At 62.4% G+C, this 2,681-nt stretch carries 2 protein-coding genes and 1 pseudogene; all 3 read left to right on the top strand.

All coding sequences use genetic code 11. The annotated features are described in order from the left end of the window. Positions 1-772 (top strand): annotated as a pseudogene (locus Q0S16_RS18820) (ABC transporter substrate-binding protein); the annotation flags it as partial. Positions 773-779: 7 nt separating this feature from the next. Then, entirely contained in the window at positions 780-1,727 is a 948-nt protein-coding gene (locus Q0S16_RS18825; protein WP_295851357.1) for a sugar ABC transporter permease, read from the top strand. Positions 1,728-1,729: 2 nt separating this feature from the next. Next, positions 1,730-2,581 carry a carbohydrate ABC transporter permease gene (locus tag Q0S16_RS18830; RefSeq protein ID WP_295851363.1) on the top strand — a complete coding sequence of 284 codons (852 nt, stop codon included), beginning with the start codon at positions 1,730-1,732 and terminating at the stop codon, positions 2,579-2,581. Positions 2,582-2,681 lie beyond the last annotated feature (100 nt).

Below are 2,681 nucleotides of genomic sequence, written 5' to 3' on the forward strand. Positions count from 1 at the left end.
GAAGAAGGGCGTCGCCGCCGGCATCACGCCGGTGTCGCAGGGCGTCGGCGACCGTCCGTTTCCGGGCGGTCAGCTATTGTTCGAGTCGCTGCTGCGCAAATTGGGCACCGAGGATTACGGCAAGCTGCTGGAAGGCAAGCTGTCGTTCAAGGATCCGCGCGTCGTCGAGGTGATGACATGGATGAAGGAACTGGTCGATGCCGGCGCCTATCCGAAGAGCTTCTCGACGCTGAAGCTCGGCGAGTCGCATTTCTACTTCTACAACACGCCGGGCGCGCTGACCTTCCCGGATCCGAGCTGGTTCACCGGTCGCGCCTTCGCCCCGCCGGAAGGCGGCGGCATGCCGGCGAATTTCCCGCTCGGCATTATGAAGTTTCCGGCGATGGACAAGGGCGCCTGTCCGGACTGCAAGACCCTCGCGGTGGCCGGCAGCTTCGTGATGTATTCCAAGAGCAAGAACAAGGACTGCGCCGGCGCACTGATGAAGTCGATGGCGACGGTCGAGAACGGCACCAAGTGGATGGAGCAGGTCTCGCTGCAGACCGGGCTGAAATCCGACCCGGCCAAGATCAACAGTCCGCGCAAGGATTACTTCGCCGAGCTGAACGCGCGCAACAAGGGCGTCACCTACTTCTTCGGCACGCCGCTTCTGTACTACCGCGCCAAGTGCGCCGAGACCTACACCCAGGTGATGAACAACGCCTTTCCCGCCGGACTCCTGAGCGTCCAGGATGCCGCGGAAAAGATGGACAGCGCCTGCTTCAAGAGCTGAGAGCGACATGACATCCACCACCATGACATCAAATGCTGGCGGCGGGGCGAGCAATGCCCCGTCGCTGGCGGATCCGCGCCGCGCAAGCTGGTGGGTGCTCACCGTCTTCCTGTTTCCCGCTCTGGCGGTCTATGTCGGCCTGACCGCGTATCCGGCGTTCCGGACCTTCTACGACAGTTTCTTTACCATCGAGGGCATGGAGGTCACCTTTGTCGGCCTCGACAATTACCGCGCGCTGATGACCGACGAGACGTTCTGGGTCTCGGTGCGCAACACCTTCATTTGGTCGTTCATCGCGCCGGTGCTCGACGTCGTCACCGGTCTTCTGCTGGCGCTGGCGCTGTATGCCGGCGTGCCGTTCGCGCGCTTCCTGCGGGTGGCGTGGTTCACGCCCGTGCTGCTGTCCTACGTCGTGGTCGCGATCCTGTGGATGTGGATCTACAATTACGACTGGGGCATTCTCAACGTGTTCCTGCGCGCCGTCGGCCTCGACTCGCTGGTGGCTTCCTGGCTCGGCGATCCCAATCTGGCGCTCGGCGCGCTGATCGTGACCCATGCCTGGAAATGGGCCGGCTTCAACATGGTGGTGTGTCTCGCGGCGATCCACTCGCTGCCGCGCGAGGTGCTGGAAGCCGCCGAACTCGACAATTGCGGTTGGGGCGCCAAGCTGCGCTACGTCATCGTGCCGATGCTGCGGCCGACGCTGCTGAACCTCTACATCCTCGCCTTCATCGGCAAGATGAAGATCTTCGATCTGGTCTGGATCATGACCCAGGGCGGCCCGCTGTGGGCGACCGAGACGGTGTCGACCTACGTCTACAAGCGCGCCTTCAACTGGAACACGTTCGACCTCGGCTATCCCTCGGCGATCGCCTCGGTGTGGTTCGTCGTGGTCTGCGCCGCCGTCGTCATTCTCAACCGCGTTCTGGCGACGCGCGAACGCCTGGAGTACTGACGGTGGCCAAACCGCTTGCGGAACGCGCGCCTTTGCTGCGTTTCTTCAGCCGCGGAGCGCTCGCGCTCGTGCTGGGGCTCTACACCTTCTACACGCTGGGACCGTTCCTGTGGCTCGCGACCATGTCGGTGCGCACCACCGCCGAGATCAGCGCCGACCATTATGCCTGGCCGAAGGTGTTCCACTGGGAGCAGTTCCGGATCGCATGGGTCGACTCGGATTTCGCGACTTATTTCTGGAATTCGACCATCGTGGTGGTCAGCTCGGTCGCGATCGTGACGCTGTTCGGCGCGGCGGCGGCGCATGCGCTGGCGCGCTACCGGTTCCGTGGCAACCGGCTGGTCTACGGCATCCTGTTCTCGTCGATCATCTTCCCACCGCAGATCACCTTGATCTCACTGTACCAGATCCTGGTCGACTACAATCTCTACAACAGCCTGATCGGTCTCACGCTGGTCTACGTCTCGCTGCAGCTGCCGCTGACGGTCTATCTGCTCGAAGGTTTCTTCGCGCGAATCCCGCAGGACCTGTTCGACGCCGCCAAGATCGACGGCTACGGCGATCTGGAAATTTTCCGCCGCATCGTGCTGCCGATCGGCATGCCGGCGATCGCCACCACGCTGATCCTGAACTTCATCCAGCTCTGGAACGAGTTCTTGTTCGCCGTGGTGCTGATCACCGATCCCGACAAGCGCACGCTGCCGGTCGGCATCCGCGCCTACATGGGCGATCACTTCCAGGACATCGGCATGATCGCCACCGGCGTGATGATCTCGGTCATCCCCGTGATCATCGTCTACGTGTTCTTCTCCGAAAAACTCATTCGCGGCATGACTGCCGGCGCAGTCAAGTAAAGGGGCAATCATGGCCGTCGTCACCCTCGACAAGCTCACCAAGCAATACGGGCCCACCGGTCCGGTCGTCGTCGACAAGGTCGACATCCACATCGCCGAC

Origin of the sequence: Tardiphaga sp., assembly GCF_025356345.1 — a bacterium.
GTDB lineage: Bacteria > Pseudomonadota > Alphaproteobacteria > Rhizobiales > Xanthobacteraceae > Tardiphaga.

Excerpts from the sequence above, each read along its gene's own strand:
- Q0S16_RS18825 (WP_295851357.1), top strand. The coding sequence starts at position 780 with ATGACATCCACCACCATGACATCAAATGCTGGCGGCGGGGCGAGCAAT.